Source organism: Laspinema olomoucense D3b (assembly GCF_025370785.1).
In the GTDB taxonomy this organism is placed as follows: Bacteria; Cyanobacteriota; Cyanobacteriia; order Cyanobacteriales; family Laspinemataceae; genus Laspinema; species Laspinema olomoucense.
Map to the genome: position 1 here is coordinate 34,520 of NZ_JAMXFA010000038.1, position 16,511 is coordinate 51,030.

A 16,511-nucleotide genomic window follows, 5' to 3' on the forward strand; every position below is an offset into this window, starting at 1 on the left:
TCGATTCCCCAATCTAGGACAAAATATCGGTTAAGGCGGCAATCAGGCGCTGGTTTTCTTCCGGGAGACGCACCGCCACTCGAAAATAGGCGTCGCCGAGTTCGGGAAAACTCAGACAGTCCCGGATCAGGATGCGGTGACGGGTGAGTAGGTCCCGTTGCAGTTGGGAACAGGAGGTCCGCGATCGCACCAGTAAGAAATTCGCCGCTGAGGGCAGGGGCTGCAATCCGGCTATTCCGGCTAACCCGTCAAACAACTGCGATCGCGCCGGAGGCAACCAGGCCCAAGTTTGTTCCTGAAAGGCCGTATCCTGCACCACCGCTTCCCCTGCTGCTGCTGCTAGGATATTGACCGGCCAGGGGTCGCGCCACTGTTGCCAGCGTTGCAGGCGATCGGGATGGGCGATCGCATAGCCCAAGCGGAGTCCAGGCATAGAGTAAAACTTCGTCAGCGATCGCAGAATCACTAAACTAGGATAATCCTGGACCACCGTCACCAAACTTTCCTGGTCCCCTGGGGGGAGAAAATCCATAAAGGCTTCATCCACCACCACCAGAGCAAAATGCTCCAAATAGGGCAGAATTGCGGTTTTTGAAAACAGTTGACCCGTCGGATTGTGCGGATTATTCAGCAACAAACCCCCCGGGGCTTTCTGTTGCTGCAATTTAGGAATGAGGCAGTCCAGTCCCGGGGGGGTTTTAGCAGTCGCTTCACCCACCCCCAGGAATCCCCCTTCCTCATCTCCCAAAAGGGGACAATCCACCACCGTTGCACCAAAAGTTTGCAGACAGCGACGGTAATCGCCAAAGGCGGGGGTTAACAGAAACGTGGTAGGGAGGGTGGATAATTCCCATCCGGCCCAGGTTAACAACTCTGCCGCCCCATTACCGGGCAGGATCCACTCCAGAGGAAGACTGCAAGCCTGACCCAACTGCGATCGCAAGGAAGAGTAGCTGGGGTCAGGGTAGTTTCGCAGTTCGCCCAAGTGGCTGTGAATCGCTGTATTGACCGATGGGGGCGGCCCCAACGGACTGATACTGGCCGAGAAATCCAGGATAGAGGAAGGGGGACAGCCTGCCAGAGTTGCGGCCCAGGCTAAATTCCCCCCATGCTTTGGCTGATTCAAAGGGCAGTCGGGATGTGACTCCCTTATTTAGGAGCCACTTTTTCTTTAAAGAACTTACCAGCAGAGAAGGCAGGGACCTTGGTTGCCGGAATTTCCATTTTGTCGCCGGTTTTGGGGTTGCGACCTTCACGCGCTTTGCGCTCACGAGCTTCAAACGAGCCAAATCCCACCAGGGTCACTTTATCCCCAGAGGAGACCGCTTCGATAATGGCATCGAGGGCCGCAGTCAGGACCGCATCCGCTTGTTTTTTGGTGACGTTAGCCTTCTCAGCTACAACATCGACGAGTTCACCTTTGTTCATTTTGTTACTCCGTACAGGTTAATTTGAGTGAATCTAAGGGACCTGAATTGCCACGGCAATTTGGTAGGTCTCTTAGGTAGTTTAAGGGAGGAATCAGAAATAAATCGCTGAAACTCCCACTGATTCGACTTTTCACTGCATTATTCTAAAGGGTGTCAACCCAATATGGATCGGTGAAACCTTTAATTTATATAGATTTGAGGATTTTTTTTTCATTTTTCCCCCGGTGGGGTCAATGGATCCATCAAAGAGTTGTCACGGCTCCTAGAACAATTGTAGCTACAGGTGATTTCCGGAAACTGCTTAAAACAATAAAACCACCTGTTTTTTAGGGAACAGGAGGTTTTATTTTGTCTCCATTCTAGTCTGGGAAGTCACCCCAAAAAATAAATCTAAAGGAATAGAAGCCAGCAGTGGGGTCAGATCAACCTACAAAATTACTGATTTTGATTCAGCATTTGCTGGACCTCCTGCCCAGGGGAATACCCATAACCGAAGTTGCCATTTTCCGAATCATCCAGAATCTGAGGCGTCACCAGGACAATCACCTCTTGTCGCCGATTCTCCCGTTGAGTGCTTCGGAACAAAGAGCCAATGATAGGCAGGTCCCCTAAAATCGGGATTTTACTGACGAAAGAGCGATCGATATCTTGAATAATCCCTGATAAAATCAAGGTTTGTCCGTCCCGAATCCGAATAGTGCCTGATTGCAGAGTTCTCGTGGACAATAAAGTCCCACCTGTATTCGATCTTCCCGTTGGTGCCGAGACACTCGGAATGATGTTGATCGTAACAAATCCATTGTCATCAATTCTTTGGACGTTTACGGATAATGTTAAACCCGCATCTCCAATCCGCCCCGGTTGAGAAAACAATTCTACGACTCCAGTGTCTTCATTGACTTGCTGATAAACACCAGGCTGATCTATTTCCTGAGTTAAAGATAACCGGGCAGTCTCCCCTTCTTGAACGACCATTGTGGGGTCAGTAAGGATTTTAGCATTGCCGCTAACAACCTGAGCTTGTAGAAGCGCCAAAAACTTCTGGGGGTATTGGAATAAAGTGGGCAAACTGAAATCCGCTGTACCAGGTGTAATGACTCCGGTTGTCGGATTGACTTCAAACACCGTATATTCTGAAACGCGAACCTCTCTAGGATTCGAGCTAATCCCTGGAACCGGACGAAGAAAGAGCGCCCCTGCTCCAGGACCCGTAAGCGGAACTTGAGTGGTTTGGTTGGGATCAAACTGGAGTCCGGCCCCTCCCAATGGATTAGCCAAGACCGGGGGAACGAGGGTACTCTCAGTGATTGTATTAGCGGAAGGAGGATTGATCCCTCCAAAGTTAGCAACTGCTGCACCTCCATCATTGACAAAGAAACTGTCATTAATTCCGAAAGAAAAGCTGGTGCTAAAGTTTTCCGTTGCCAATAGGTCTACATCAACAATTTTGACGTTGACGGCCACTTGCCGACGGCGTAAATCTAACTGACTCAAGAATGATGTAGCAATTTCAACTTTGTTCGGGGGACCTACTAAGGTAATCCCATTGATTCTTTCATTAGTTAGTACGGATAAACCACTCAGCAATAAAGGACCGTTTCCTTGGGTAGCTCGCAGTGCTAAAATCTCCGGGGTTCTCGATTCAATGGTTCGAGCGGCTGGCCCTTCACCAATGGTAATAATGTCTAACCGTTCCCTAGAAATTTGAGTTTCCGCACCTTGTGCCGTTAAAAAACCTGCTGCATCGGTGGCTGGAACTTGATTCATCCTGAGAGTCCGAACGACTACATTTCGGGCCTCGTCTGGAAGTCGAGTTCCGACAAAAATTGTGTCTCCAACACGGTTGGCCTCTAAAGCACTCAGACGAATAATGTAATTAAAAATGTCTTGAACTGACTCATTTTCAATATCTAGAGAAATTTTGGGACTCGCATCAGCTACTTCCGCCCCAGGTTGTGGAGTCTGACCATCTGCAGCCGGTGCGACACCCGGTGTATAGGCCAAATTCAGTCCAGCAGTTCGGGCCAAAAGGGACAGTACATCTCGCACCGATGCGTCGCGTAACACTAAACGGGGAATAATTTCTGTGGATCCCGTTCCCAGATCGATCGCAGCGGTAGCAGGTGGAATGTTAGAGACTGCAATATCTCCCACCGGGGGGGCAACGGCTCGCGGCTGAAATGGGGGGGCTGATGCCTGGTTCGGTCTGGCAATAGGAGGAGGGCCACCCTCAATGGTGATTTCTGGATTGGGCACGAGTACGTTTGGACTCGATGGAATGCCAGGGGGTGGCGTCATGCCAGGGGGTGGGGGTGGTGCGGAAGGGCTGACATTCGGTAAGCTGGCAACGCCTCCTCCTGTATTGAATCCCAGATTAATTCCAGAGGCGTCAGCTTGGTTGATGGCTACTTCTGGGGCGCTGCTGCTACCACTGACGATCACCCGGACGCTATTGGCATCGAGGGGGGTGACAACAATGGAGGCAATCCCTGGGGCGGGGTTAATTTGACGGAAGCTCTGCCCCCCGGGTAAGCTGAGCTGAGTATTGATAATATCTGCAATAACGTCTGTACCTCGGTTGACGGTAAAGACTTGGGGCCGATCGCCCCCCTGGGTATCCAAAATCACCTGGACTCCGCCACCGCTGGTATTGACGTTCACTCCTGTGATTTGCGTGACTGCCATTGCCGGTGCGCTGGCCATGATCACGATCGCACTAGCTCCGAATAAGCACCCGAGTGCATGAGGCTGTTTCACCGTTCCCTCCTCCCTTAAAAAAAGTCCACTCTGATTAAACTGCGATTAAAGTCTTATATAGCCCTTCAATCCCTAACTGTCAAAAAACGGATAGGTTTGATTCATCTTTCTTCCCCCTTGGAGACCCCCACCATATCTGTACCCAGATTGGTGATGGGAGTCCAAGGGGGGCGGGGTCTAAGCAACATAAGCGTAGCCATCTTTTTTATGAATGTGTTTGCAGTATTTGTGGCTAATTCCTTGAACTAGCCCATCGGTTGTTGAGATGTTGAAATGACCAGTGGCACGAGTAGCTACTCGACCCCAGTGCGTCCCAACCTTCTTACCAGAGGTGACAACGGCTTTAACAATGTCACCTGTTTGAAAACCTTTGTGAAACTTGCTTCGGGAACAGTAGCGAACAGGGAAACCAAACTTGTTAGTGCGGCATTGCTGACGAGTTCCATGCCCTTTAGCCGTAATCAGCAAGGGTTTTATTCTAGTAGTGATTAGCTGCTCCGGAGTCGATTCTCCAACGCAGGCCGCGTCCCAGTAATGAGTCTTTTCCAATCCTCGGATGGTGCGGTTGTACTTGGTCCTCCCTCCCGTGCCAACCTCAACAGGTAAGCCCAATTTTTTAAGGTTGAAGTACAAATTCCACCGAGTGACGTTGACTGCTGCTGCATCAGCTAACGGTCTTTTAGCTTGCCCCAAAATTTGCTTCATCAGGTCAGGCTTGCCTTTGAGAAAGTCTTTGATGTCCTGGTTGCCCTTTTCTCGATTGCAAGGGACACAAGCTAAACATAGGTTACTGACTCTGTTCGAGCCTCCTTTTGAGCGAGATTGGATATGCTCAACCTCAAGTTTAGTGTCCTTCGCACCACAGTAGGCACAAGTTCTATTCCACTTGGACAGCAAGAACTCACGAATCTCGTAACCTACTAGAGTTCCTTGCTGGTAGGTAATCCCACTAATTTCGGGATTCTCCATCTTTTGTGTGTCAAACCGGACCAGTTCTTGAGAAATAGCATTGATTTGGCATAGCAAGGACAGTCGTTTGACCCAAGTCAGAATGTTCGCAACTCGACTATTTAAAGATGGTGGCAACCATCCTGTAGGGCGGGTGCGGTTCAGTCCGCGAGGTTTTCGATAACGGGTTTTACGGTTACGGCGTGACCTCCTTAACTGGCGACGTGAAGTTAATGCGTCCCGAATTTGGAAACCACGATGTTGCAGTTCAGCAACCCAAACAACTTCACCAGTTTTGTCATTGACCAGAGCTAATCCAGTTGTTTTGGCCCCTGGGTCAATCTTAATACGAAGTGGCTCTACGTCAGGATTTAATACCTCCTCTTTCAGAATCAACGTGAAAGGATAGCGTCTAAAAACCGCAGCTTTTCTTTGGGACAGCAGCATTCTGGCCCTACCTGGATGGATGGGGTTAAGAGGCTGCGATTTTGTGTCTAGAACGAAAACTTTACTCAACGGGTGAGTCTCCTTGCGGGTAATGTTAGCCTTGACAAGGTTTTAGAAGTTTGTCGCGTTAACGACACTGGCTTCGACCCGATATGCCTGTTTAATCGTTAACCACAGAGCTACAGACTGGCTTCGTATCTGTAGGTGTGATGACTTCCAAAACGTAGTACACGAGGTACTTAGTCGGGTAAACTCTAGGCTTCTTTAAAAGTCCCCACCATAGCTGTACTCAGCTTGGTGGCAGGTAGTTTACACTCCCCTATCCGGATTTTGACTTTAAATTTTTGTAAAGGGACACGGCTGTAGGGAAATGGGTTGCGATCGCCCTCCCCAGTTTTCCGGTGCCGTGACCTTTATGTTCTGAAACTCCTGCAACTGCGATCGCCATTCTTAGGCTTATTCCCTTATGGTGGTGGGGCTGCCGCCGGTGGAGCCGCTGGGGGCGGCGGTGGAGCTGCTAAATTTTTAAGCTGCTCCGGTGGTAACGGCATCACCGCTATCAAATTAAAATTAGTTTCGAGACTGGCGGGTGCCTGTTCGGTAATTTTACCATCAGGATTGACAAAAATCGTCTGAGTTCCTTCACCCAATTGACTACTCAATTCACCGAACACAACCATTTGTTGCAGCCGTTCAAGCCGTCGCAAGGTATCTAGGGTTTGCTGATAGCTTCCGGCCATTTCCAGGGCCATTGTCTTCCCTTCCACCGCTTGGGACAGGGTTAACGAAGGTGTAGGCGGGGGGGGAGCAGCGGCGGGGTCAGTTGGGGGAGTAGTAGCGGCTGGGGGAGCAGCGGCTGGGGCCGCTGGGGGAGGAGCTGCTGCGCCTCCAGCGGCTGCGGGAGCTTCGGTAAAAATCCACTCGTTCGGACTGGGTTCTATGGGCTTGAAGGATTCTAACTTTCCGCCACTTTGCCGGACAATTTGGTTAACATCCAAAAGCAAGGTTTCTAAGGTAGCCCCCTGAGCAAATAAGGCTAAGACATTTTCCTTTCGCTCTTGGGTTGTGGCTAAATTCGCTTTAGCCTCTTCCATTTGCCTGATTTTCGATTGTTGATTGGCGATTTCGGCTTCTTTTGCAGCAATTTGCGTCTTTAAGTTCGTCTGCTCTTCCATCGCAGGCAATAGCATTTTAAAGGCTGCAAAACCCGCGAGTCCCAACCCGAGAACGGCAATTAAAATCCCTTGAATTTGCGGGGTGAGGACAAAGCTACCAATTTTATAACTTCCTGGTGGTGCAGCCGCCTCAGCCCGGGCTGCCTCCATTGCCATAAACTGTTCGCTGACGGTCATCGTTGAATTACCCCCTGTTGTTCGAGTGAATTGATGCGAGTGGTCAGTCCTTCAGCCCTAGTTCGCTGGAGATCAGCGAGAATTTCTGAAGCCAGAACGTTGCTCACCGTGGCATTAATGTTATATTCCACAACTTTTGGCAGTTGAAACTCTTCTGGGGGACAGGTGACTTGTTGACCCTGGAAGCTGGGGTCGCATTCCACCGTCACCGGATTGTCTACCAGGGTGGCGTCAACTAACTGGGTTTGGCTCTCGTTAAAGAAGGGCGATCGCTTCAGGGTCAGTACAAAATCATTAACATCATCAAAGGTTTTGGCATATCCCTGAATCGCAATCTTTTGTTTAACTTTCGTCCAGGGTGAGGAGGCTTGAATTTCTTCTGGAGGCGCTTGTTCAATCTGATGATTCAGATTAGCTACTTGTACCCCGGGCGGTAGGCGATCGCGCAGTTCTTGTAACAGCGCTGACATCGGCTTGACTGAAGTATTGAAAATATTGGCAAAAAATGTAATTTGGGTGTCTAACTGCTGAATTTCAGCATTGATGGCTTCAACCTCTTGAACTTGCGCCCCTAAACTCCCGGATTGAGTCTCCAGGTTAGCCAACTGTGCCTTCAGTTCGGTATTTTGGTTATTCACCACAAACCAGCCCCCCATCACCACGGCGATCGCCGAGACTCCTGCCGCCAGTCCCCCAATCAACATCGTCGTTTGTTGCCTGGAAGTTGCACCGGGCGCTTTTTTCACAACTGGGGGCTTATAATCAGCGCGATCGTTGAGAAAATTAATTTCTAGACTATACATTTCACTTGGCCTCCCGCATGGCTAACCCCAGCACAACTCCCAATCCTGGGCGCTGCATTAGGGGCATTTTTTCTTCATCTACTTCCAGGGCTAAATTCTCCACTGGATCCACTACTATGCTTAATAAACTTAATCGCTGATTGAAAAAGTCATCCAACCCTCCAATCGATGCACCCGGTCCTGCCAGCAGGAGCTGTCCGACCTCCAATCCTTCGCTCTGATTCATATAAAAATCGATTGAGCGCCGCAGTTCGTCCCCTAGCTCGGAAAACACTTTAATAATAGCCTGAGTTCCGGGGCTATTTCCCCCTCCCATTGTACCTGACCCTGTACTTTCTGTTGGGTTAGCCGGAATCGTCATCCCCTGTAACATATCCGTATTGCGAGAGGGGGGTAAATTCATCGCTTGGGACAGGGCCGTTTGCACCTGATAGGTCCCGATCGGGATAGTTCGGGAAAATTGCGGAATCCCATCCACCACGATCGCAATTTCGGTACTATCAAACTGAATATCTGTCAGCACCACCGCCTCTTCTGGCGGTAACTGTAGCAGTTGTTCGCGAATGGTCCGTAACAGGGCAAAACTAGAAATTTCCAAAATTTCTATCCCTAAACCGGCTTCTTGAAAGGTACTAATATAAGTATCCGTGACTTCCTTGCGCGTCGCCACCAGCAGCACCTGGACCTTTTCGATGCCATCCTCATCCATGAACTCCCCTAATTTTTGGAAGTCCACATCCGCCTCTTCTCGGGGAAACGGCAAATAGAGTCCCGCCTCTTGGTTCATGTACTCTCGCAATTCCAAATCATTCAGTTCTTTAGGAACTGGAATAATCCGAATCACCCCTTCCCGCGCCGGTACAGCCGTTGCCACACGCTTGATATTCGTTAAATTGTGTTCGGCGAGGGTTTCTTGGATCAGTTGAGCCATTTCCGGGGGGTCCGCAATCAACCCTTCTTCCACAATGCCTTCGGGGACTTCCGCCGTAGCATAAGTTTCTAGCTGATAGGAGGAACCCTGTTGACGCAGTTGCACGATATTGAGTCGTTCTGGAGCAATTTCCAGTCCAATTCCATTGGATCCTTTAGACAGGAATTTTTTAAAGAAATTAACCACGGTTTTGTCCCATAGTGAATGAAAGGGTGTGAGTTTGAAGTCATCAAAACCAGTGTAGACAGAAGGCGGTGCTTCTCCCTAATCTTAGCAAGCAAGCCCAGACTGGCATCGCCCAAGGCGTTCCCAAACTGGGAGTCCAAAGAACAGTCCCCTAGGGGGATAGAGTATTCATAATCTAACCAATTTAAGTTACGATCAGCACGCTTTGCCTGGGTCAAATTCCCTTCATGCGCGTTATCTCACCAGACCCTATGGGTCCTATCCTAATTAGGCTATGAGAGTAAGAATCAACCGTTGGAAACGCTTTGGACTATTTGTCTTGTCGGGGTTGTTACTGAGTTGGGCGATCGCCTGCACTCCCGGTACTGGCTCCAATTCGGGAGAACCCGCATCGGGGACCTCGGAAGTTGAATTTTGGACGATGCAACTCCAGCCTCAGTTTACGGACTATTTCAACAGCTTAATCGCCACATTTGAATCGGAAAATCCTGACATCAAAGTGCGTTGGGTTGACGTCCCTTGGTCCGCAATGGAAAGCAAGATTTTGGCCGCAGTTTCCGCCAAAACTGCCCCAGATGTGGTCAACCTGAATCCTAATTTTGCCACGCTTCTTGCCAGTCGCAATGCGTGGCTCACTCTGGATGATCAGGTCCCGGCTGAAATTCGCCAGCAGTATCTTCCCAATATCTGGAAAGCAAGTACCTTAAATGGCACAAGCTTTGGTATTCCTTGGTATTTGACCACGCGAATTTCTATTTATAATACCCAACTCTTCAAGGAAGCTGGCATTGAAAAGCCTCCCAGCACTTATGCTGAATTAGCACAGGTGGCCCAACAAATTCGCGACAAAACAGGCAAATATGCTCTATTCGTGACATTTGTTCCCGGGGATTCCTCGGAGGTCCTCGAATCGATGGTCCAGATGGGAATGCAACTGGTAGATGAGCAAGGCAAAGCCGCTTTTAACACCCCAGAAGGGCGCGCCGCCTTTCAATATTGGGTAGACCTTTATAAAAAGGGTCTGTTGCCTCGGGAAGTGCTCACCCAAGGGCATCGCCAAGCGGTCCAACTGTATCAAGCGGGAGAAATAGCTATCCTAGGTTCCGGACCCCAATTTTTCAAGACGATCGCCGAAAATGCCCCCAGTATTGCCGAAGTCTCTGCGGCGGCCCCCCAAATTACCGGCCAAACCGGGAAGAAAACGGCGGCAGTGATGAATTTGGTGGTACCTCGGGATACGGATGTTCCAGAGGCAGCGGTTAAGTTTGCTTTATTTGTTACTAATGATCAGAATCAGTTGAGCTTTGCCAAGGATGCAAATGTCTTGCCTTCTACCCTGCAAGCCCTCCAGGATAGTCATTTCCAAGCATTACCCGCTGATGCTTCCGAAATTGATCGCGCCCGAATTATTAGTGCTGACGAGCTCAAGAATGCAGAGGCCCTCATCCCGGCGATGGAAGATATCCAGCAACTGCAACGGATTATTTACGACAATTTGCAAGGGGCTATGTTGGGGGAACAGTCGGTGGATCAAGCGGTTACCAATGCGGCGCAGCAGTGGGAGGCCCGCAATTAGACGGTTGAGGGGATGAGATGGCGATGAAAACCTCAATGGGTCTCCCCAGTTTTAGGCTGGGGAAGAGGTTTTCTCACACCTCCCAATTCATCCTTTTTCCTTCTGGGTATCAGCCAAAAAATAGCCGAGCAAATAAAGAGACCCACATAAGACGGTGAGGTTACTCTCTAGTTGTAAGGCTTCGGTTAACGCGGGAAAGAGGTCAGAATAACAGCGAATGTCCTCTACCTCGGGACAGATATTTCGGGCAAGGGTGGCTAACTCTTGCGGTTTAGCCGAGTCATGGTCAGGGACGGGAACTAAGTATAAGTTGTCTCCGGGTTGCAGTAAGGCGCTGAATATACCGGCATGATCTTTTGTAGAGAGCATTCCCATCACCCAGGTTACCCTCGGTCGGGAAGCCCCTTCGGGAATGTTGGGAGGGGTCTCAGGGGCCTTGAGACTTTCAACATAATTACTGAGGATTTGGGCCGCCGCCGCATTGTGAGCACCATCAATCAACAGGGGACGATGGTCTCGAATCACCCACTGAAGGCGTCCCGGCCATTGGGTTTTAGCCATTCCCTGGGCGATCGCCTCGTCAGAAATTTGCCACCCCTGCTGTCGGAGGGTTTGCACCGTGGCGATAGCTAGGGCAGAATTAATCAATTGCGCTTCACCGGGGAGGGTCTGAGGATAGGAGAGTCCTTGACTCTGGACCCATCCTGCTTGCATTGTGAGAGGGGTGGCGGGTTCCGGAAATAGCGTAGGACAGTTGAGTTCAGCAATCCGGCGATCGACTACAGTTTTTGCGTCTGGGGGTAAGGGTCCGACGACTGCGGGACATCCCGGTTTGAGAATTCCCGCTTTTTCCCGGGCAATATCGGCCAAGGTAGGGCCAAGGCGTTGCCAATGTTCCCAACTAATTGAGGTAATCACAGTCACCAGAGGGCGATCGCACACATTGGTCGCATCCAATCGACCCCCGAGTCCAACTTCCATCACTACCACATCTAGCTGTTGTTGGGCAAAATATAGCCATGCTGCGGCGGTAATCACTTCAAACTGGGTAGGAGAAGGCGCTGCGGGGTCGATCGCCTCGGTGACTTGGATGAGGACTTCCTGCAACCCTTGTTCAGAAATTGGACTGTCATTGACACAGATTCGTTCTGTCCAATCCACCAGATGCGGCGAGGTATAGCGCCCGACTCGATACCCCGCTTCCATGAGAATGGCCGAAAGATAGGCACAGACAGACCCTTTCCCATTGGTTCCGGCGACATGAATCAAGGGAATGCTGTTGTGCGGATTGCCTAAATCATTTAAAAGTCGTTTGATGCGATCGAGGCCGAGTTCGACGCCAAAGCGTCCAAAGGAGGACAAGAGAGAATCCACAGTTGCCAGTGCCATTACCACCCAATCTCGTGAAAGTTACACCCATTTTGGTTAAGAAATTCCACTATATCAAGCAAGAGGGCTGCCGAAACCAGATATTTTTACTTAGCTTGTTCCCGAGTAATCAGGTCCCCCTGTAGCGATTTCTGAAACACTACTGACGATCGCCCTCAAGAGAGGTTACGGTAGCAGATAAGTCACCCTTTAACGATCTCAACGTCCAGCACTTATGGCAACAGAACTGGCAATCGATACTCGTGGACTCACTAAGCAATTTGACCGGCATATCGCCGTTAATGATGTTCATTTACAAGTCGGTCCCGGGGAAGTTTATGGACTCATAGGACCAAACGGTGCCGGGAAAACGACCTTAATCCGAATGCTGGCGACGGCAGAGGAACCCACAATTGGGGAAATTTATATCAATGGGGAACGCTTACTCCGGGATAGTCATAACCCCACTCTGAAGCGTCGTCTGGGGTATTTGCCTGATGATTTTCCCCTGTATGATGATTTAACGGTTTGGGACTATTTGGACTATTTTGCCCGACTTTATTATCTGCGGGAACCCCGGCGCAGTCAGCGTCTTTATGAAGTCTTAGAATTAGTTCAGTTAGAGAATAAACGTCTGAGTTCCATTGCTACCTTATCCCGAGGCATGAAACAGCGGCTTTCTCTGGCGCGAACCATTGTCCATGAACCCATTTTACTGCTACTGGATGAGCCAGTTTCGGGGTTAGATCCCATCGCCCGAATGCAGTTCCGGGAAATTATCAAAACCTTGCGTGAAGCGGGGATGACCATTTTGATTTCCTCTCATGTGTTGAGTGACTTGGCGGAATTGTGCACCTCCGTGGGAATTATGGAACTTGGGTATTTGGTGGAAAGTGCGCCTTTAAAAGAACTTTACCAACGCTTGAGTCGCCAGCAAATTTTAATCTCGACTTTGGGTAAGTTAGAGGCATTGGAAGGGGAACTGAAACAGTATCCCCAAGTCGAGGGATGGGAGGTAAATCCCGATGGCAAAACTTTACGGGTGCATTTTGCCGGAACACCGGAAGATACAGCAACTTTGCTGCGATCGCTTGTGGATGCTGGGATTCCCTTGCATGAATTTCACTCGACCCAGGAAGATTTGGAAACTATTTTCCTGAAGTTAGGCCATAAACAGGCATCTTAAACCCTAGCCAGCGGTTTGGTTGAGTCTGACTCAACTTTTAACCGAAAGCTAGGACTTCGATGTCTAAGTTTTAATAATTCTCAAAGAAGGTCGCCAATGTTGACACAATTATTAGATAAAGTGGGGGAAATAAATCCCCAACTTCTTCGCGAATTAAAAGGACGATTAAATCGCCGTTCGGTGGGAATTATTTTGTTTCTATCGGCCATTAGTCAATGCGTCCTTGTGGGGGTTTCTTCTCAGAGAAATTGTCTCGGTTGGTCCGAGGAAATTGTTGGCGGATACTGTCAACAGTATGAAACAGTGATTCAGTGGGAATTTGCCTTTCATACCCTCAGCTTTATGCTGCCGTTACTGTTATTCGCCGGAGGCGTCTATTTATTAAGTAGCGATTTGGTGAAAGAACAACGGCGCGGAACCCTCAATTTCCTGCGGTTGAGTCCCCGAACCAGCCAAAACGTTTTACTCGGTAAATTGCTAGGGGTTCCGGTTCTCTTGTACCTGGGAGTTGGGTTGGCAATTCCCTTACATTTGAGCTGTGCGATCGCCGCAGGTGTTCCCCTGGATTGGATTTTTGGGTTTTATGCCGTCATCGCTGCCTCGGCTACTTTTCTATATACGGCATCTCTTCTAAATGCCTTATTTGTGGGTGAAGTGCAATATCAAGCGATCGTCAGTAGTGCTTTAGCCGGTTGGTTAGGTTCCAGTTTTGTTTCCTTTATTTTGTACTTTTTGAAGTGGAAAGAAAGCCCATTTAACGAGTTTGTATTTAAGTGGTTTTTCTGGGACTATCAAAAAACCAATTATGGCTTAGTATTTGGCTGGCTATTTGTCAGCTTACTTATGGGAAATTACTGGATTTGGCAAGGGCTGAATCGCCAGTTCAAAAACCCGAAGGGGACGTTATTAAGTAAGACTCAAAGTTATGGGTTAGCAGCCAGCCTTCAAATCTGGATGCTGGGGTTGTTCTATCCCTGGATTTCTCCGATGGCTATCAAAGAGGATTTGATGCCGATGATGTTAATTATGTCCATCTTAACGGTAATCATGTTTTTGTTGATTATTCCGGCGATTTCTCCCCAAGGCCAAACCCTGTTCGATTGGGCGCGGTATGCTCATGAAAAGCGGGGGCGAGGGCTTAAATATCCCTCCTCTAAAGGGCAGGATTGGATTTGGGGAGAAAAAAGTCCGTCTGTAGTGGCGATCGCCATTAATTTGGGCATTGTAGCCGTAATTTGGATACCTTGGATTCTCCTCTGGCATGGCAGTTTAGAGGCTACCTTAAAAGCTGGATTAGGGCTGGTGATGACGTTAAATTTAATCTGGATTTACAGTGCGATCGCCCAGTCTTTGTACTTTATCAAATTTCCCAAACCCGGACTCCTTTCAATGGGAATGGTGATGGTTACCCTGAGTTTACCGGCCCTGGCGTTCACCTTATTCTTCAAGACTGTTTCTGTCAACACCACGTTATGGATGCTGCTCGTTTTCGGTTCACCCTGGTTTGCTCTCACCGAAGCATCGGCAATGGCGATATTTCTGAGTTTGTTAGGTCAGTTTGTGGCGATCGCCGCCTTAACCCTCACCCTAAACCATCAAATCCATAGAGCCGGTGCATCCCATTCTAAATTGCTTTTTGCTGCCCATCAAAGCAATTTAGCTCCCAAAGTTTAAGCCCGGAGTCAACCTCCCTTTATCCTCCCTTTTTTCAATAATGTTGTTGTTCCTTAAGGAAATACTTCAATGACCAGTCGTTTAATGGATTATCTTGGGGAATGGAATCCCCAATTTGTTCGCGAATTAAAAGGTCGATTGATAAGCCGTAACGTTACCTTAGCAGTAGGGCTTTCCCTCCTGGCTCAACTGGTGATTTTTCTCGCTTTCATTAGCCAAATTCCTTCCCCTGACGCCCCCTATGGCTCTTATTGTATATACCAAGACACTAACCCTTGCGTCATCAATTGGACTCAGTGGAAGGAAGACTTACATCAGGTGTTTTATTGGGTTTTGCCCCTGGTGCTAGTCTGCGGGGGAGTCTATATGCTGATTGCCGATTTGGCACGAGAAGAACAACGGGGCACTTTGAATTTTATTCGCGTCAGTCCCCAGTCGAGTCAGAGCATTTTAATCGGGAAATTGCTCGGGGTTCCGGTGTTACTTTATCTGGCCGTGGCGATCGCCTTACCGAGTTATGCAGCCACCGCAATTGTTGCTCAAATTCCCCTCTTAGAAGTGTGGAGTTTCTATGTCATCCTAGCCGCCCTTTGCGCTGTATTTTACAGTGCGGCGGCGCTTTTTACCTTGATGGGAGGTCATCAAGCCTTGGTGGGGGCCGGGATTACCCTCATGATGCTGTTCTGGTTAATGCATCAGGAATGGTATTCCTATGGAAAAAATTGGGTTTCACACCAATGGTTTGGCTTGAGCTTAAATGGAGATAATCTCTTCAACGTTCGGCTATTTGCTTTAGTCAATGGTGCCATTTGGACCTACTGGATTTGGCAAGGATTGCATCGACGATTTCGCAATCCTGCCGCGACTGTGATCAGCAAAAAACAAAGTTACGCCTTGGTTTTTTGTGTGAATGTTTTATTCTTAGGATTAGTGACATCCTATTTGGGTTCAGAGTATGACCCCAAATTATCGGGGGCTTATCTCTGGTTTGACAGCCTGCGTTTTATCGCCAACCTGAATTTATTCTTATTTTTGGGTTTAATTGCCGCCCTCTCCCCGCCGCGACAAACCCTCTTGGATTGGGCTCGTTATGCTCACCAAGCGCGCCCTCAAGCCGTGTTACAAGATTTAATTTGGGGAGAAAAAAGTCCCGCACCTGTGGCGATCGCCACAGGTGCCACCATCACCGCCCTCGTCTTCATCCCCTGGGTCCTCTTATGGCCCGTGGGAATGCTCTCCAAATTGCAGGCGATCGCCGCGATCGGCTTCTACATCATTTTGGCGAGCATTTATGCAGTCCTAGCCCAGATCATGCTGTTAATCAAATCCAAAAAGCGCGCATTGTGGGCCACGGGCGTTGTTGCAGCAGCGATCGGCCTCCCCCTGCTCACCCTAGCCCTATTAGGAGGACAAGCCGAAACCATCCCCGAGCTCTATCTGCTCTCCATCCTCTCCTTATCCGGCCTAGAATACGTCACTACCACCCCCATCTTCATGGCATTCCTAGGGCATCTCGCCATGTTAGCTGGACTCTCTCTCAAGTTACGTCAGCAACTCAACCGCGCTGGAGAGTCAGCCACCAAAGCCCTCCTCATGGGTAGAAAAGTTAGTTAACCCCACAGGAAGATAGCGAGTAGTTTGGACGTCCAAGCTACTCCCTTGGCTCATTCCGCTGTCCGTCAGGGTTCAATTGGATGAACTCCTGCCGGTGCGTTAAGAATGTAACATTTTATTGCTAGGGCCGATCGCCCAGGCACAGACTGGGTAATAATAAGAGTTTTGCTTAACAGACGTCACCGGAAACTATCGTCATTCAAACCAGCCTCAACCGTCATATCATCGATCCCCCCCAA

The 16,511-nt window shown here is 49.2% G+C and carries 11 protein-coding genes and 1 pseudogene; 4 read left to right on the forward strand and 8 right to left on the reverse strand.

Going from position 1 to position 16,511, the window contains the following annotated elements; all coding sequences use genetic code 11:
- Positions 1-13: 13 nt before the first annotated feature.
- The 7 genes and pseudogenes from cobD to pilM all read right to left on the reverse strand — a co-directional run bounded on the left by cobD (position 14) and on the right by pilM (position 8,854).
- Positions 14-1,126, reverse strand: a complete 1,113-nt coding sequence (gene cobD, locus NG792_RS22665; protein ID WP_261236887.1) for a threonine-phosphate decarboxylase CobD — start codon at positions 1,124-1,126, stop codon at positions 14-16.
- A 23-nt stretch (positions 1,127-1,149) separates the two neighbouring features.
- Positions 1,150-1,431: pseudogene (locus NG792_RS22670) on the reverse strand (HU family DNA-binding protein); the annotation flags it as partial.
- Positions 1,432-1,865: 434 nt separating this feature from the next.
- Positions 1,866-4,187, reverse strand: coding sequence for a secretin GspD/PilQ domain-containing protein (locus NG792_RS22675; protein ID WP_317618895.1), 2,322 nt, complete (start codon positions 4,185-4,187; stop codon positions 1,866-1,868).
- A 177-nt stretch (positions 4,188-4,364) separates the two neighbouring features.
- Positions 4,365-5,651, reverse strand: a complete 1,287-nt coding sequence (iscB, locus tag NG792_RS22680) for an RNA-guided endonuclease IscB (protein ID WP_261198776.1) — start codon at positions 5,649-5,651, stop codon at positions 4,365-4,367.
- 395 nt (positions 5,652-6,046) lie between these two features.
- Positions 6,047-6,934, reverse strand: coding sequence for a hypothetical protein (locus NG792_RS22685; RefSeq protein WP_261198777.1), 888 nt, complete (start codon positions 6,932-6,934; stop codon positions 6,047-6,049).
- Positions 6,931-7,737: a PilN domain-containing protein gene (locus NG792_RS22690; protein ID WP_261198778.1), complete on the reverse strand. Its 807-nt coding sequence runs from the start codon at positions 7,735-7,737 to the stop codon at positions 6,931-6,933. The genes NG792_RS22685 and NG792_RS22690 overlap by 4 nt, the downstream gene beginning before the upstream one ends.
- A gap of 1 nt (position 7,738) precedes the next feature.
- Positions 7,739-8,854 (reverse strand): type IV pilus assembly protein PilM, encoded by a 1,116-nt coding sequence (gene pilM / locus NG792_RS22695; protein ID WP_261198779.1) that lies wholly within the window; start codon positions 8,852-8,854, stop codon positions 7,739-7,741.
- 274 nt (positions 8,855-9,128) lie between these two features.
- Between pilM and NG792_RS22700 the strand changes: the two genes are divergently transcribed.
- Positions 9,129-10,430 (forward strand): ABC transporter substrate-binding protein, encoded by a 1,302-nt coding sequence (locus tag NG792_RS22700; RefSeq protein ID WP_261236888.1) that lies wholly within the window; start codon positions 9,129-9,131, stop codon positions 10,428-10,430.
- Positions 10,431-10,517: 87 nt separating this feature from the next.
- Here NG792_RS22700 and NG792_RS22705 read toward each other — a convergent pair whose 3' ends face one another.
- Positions 10,518-11,819 carry a bifunctional folylpolyglutamate synthase/dihydrofolate synthase gene (locus NG792_RS22705; RefSeq protein ID WP_261236889.1) on the reverse strand — a complete coding sequence of 434 codons (1,302 nt, stop codon included), beginning with the start codon at positions 11,817-11,819 and terminating at the stop codon, positions 10,518-10,520.
- 214 nt (positions 11,820-12,033) lie between these two features.
- Here NG792_RS22705 and NG792_RS22710 point away from each other — a divergent pair, with 214 nt between their 5' ends.
- The 3 genes from NG792_RS22710 to NG792_RS22720 all read left to right on the forward strand — a co-directional run bounded on the left by NG792_RS22710 (position 12,034) and on the right by NG792_RS22720 (position 16,272).
- The gene (locus NG792_RS22710; RefSeq protein ID WP_261236890.1) at positions 12,034-12,984 is read left to right on the forward strand and encodes an ABC transporter ATP-binding protein; all 951 of its coding nucleotides are present in this window, start codon (positions 12,034-12,036) and stop codon (positions 12,982-12,984) included.
- Positions 12,985-13,080: 96 nt separating this feature from the next.
- Positions 13,081-14,658, forward strand: coding sequence for a hypothetical protein (locus NG792_RS22715; RefSeq protein WP_261236891.1), 1,578 nt, complete (start codon positions 13,081-13,083; stop codon positions 14,656-14,658).
- Between the two features lie 69 nt (positions 14,659-14,727).
- The gene (locus tag NG792_RS22720) at positions 14,728-16,272 is read left to right on the forward strand and encodes an ABC transporter permease (protein ID WP_261236892.1); all 1,545 of its coding nucleotides are present in this window, start codon (positions 14,728-14,730) and stop codon (positions 16,270-16,272) included.
- Positions 16,273-16,511: the final 239 nt, after the last annotated feature.

Bases quoted from the DNA above. Each gene is read 5' to 3' on its own strand.
- NG792_RS22685 (WP_261198777.1), bottom strand. From the start codon at position 6,934: ATGACCGTCAGCGAACAGTTTATGGCAATGGAGGCAGCCCGGGCTGAG.
- NG792_RS22690 (WP_261198778.1), bottom strand. From the start codon at position 7,737: ATGTATAGTCTAGAAATTAATTTTCTCAACGATCGCGCTGATTATAAG.
- NG792_RS22700 (WP_261236888.1), top strand. From the start codon at position 9,129: ATGAGAGTAAGAATCAACCGTTGGAAACGCTTTGGACTATTTGTCTTG.
- NG792_RS22705 (WP_261236889.1), bottom strand. From the start codon at position 11,819: ATGGCACTGGCAACTGTGGATTCTCTCTTGTCCTCCTTTGGACGCTTT.
- NG792_RS22710 (WP_261236890.1), top strand. From the start codon at position 12,034: ATGGCAACAGAACTGGCAATCGATACTCGTGGACTCACTAAGCAATTT.
- NG792_RS22715 (WP_261236891.1), top strand. From the start codon at position 13,081: ATGTTGACACAATTATTAGATAAAGTGGGGGAAATAAATCCCCAACTT.
- NG792_RS22720 (WP_261236892.1), top strand. From the start codon at position 14,728: ATGACCAGTCGTTTAATGGATTATCTTGGGGAATGGAATCCCCAATTT.